The sequence below is a fragment of the Singulisphaera rosea genome (assembly GCF_054877945.1).
In genome coordinates this window covers 1-255 of the sequence record NZ_JBTYIP020000149.1, presented here as the reverse complement: position 1 = coordinate 255, position 255 = coordinate 1, and the positions used below count along the sequence as shown (strand labels likewise).

The 255-nt window shown below is 62.0% G+C and carries 1 protein-coding gene; it reads right to left on the bottom strand.

The window, feature by feature from the left end; translation table 11 throughout:
- Nucleotides 1-244 (bottom strand): DUF4277 domain-containing protein (locus ACYOEI_RS41285; RefSeq protein WP_462856504.1); only part of this gene is annotated, 244 nt, incomplete at its 3' end.
- Nucleotides 245-255 lie beyond the last annotated feature (11 nt).

Genomic DNA, 255 nt, shown 5'->3' with positions numbered 1-255 from the left:
AGGAGACGCCGAACTCGCGTACGGCATGAGTGACGACGAGTAGGACCAGGGACTCGAGATCGCAGTCAAACAATCGGTCGAGGGAACGTCCGATGCGATCGTCGTTGAGATGGGCCAAGAGTTCGGGGGACAACCCGAATAACTCGAGGTCGTGCCGTGCCGCCCACTCGCCGAGGCCATAGAGCGGCTGGCGTGAGACGAGGAGATTCTTGAGCACGAGGAGCAGAGCGGTGGCGGTGGGCACCTTGGTTCGAG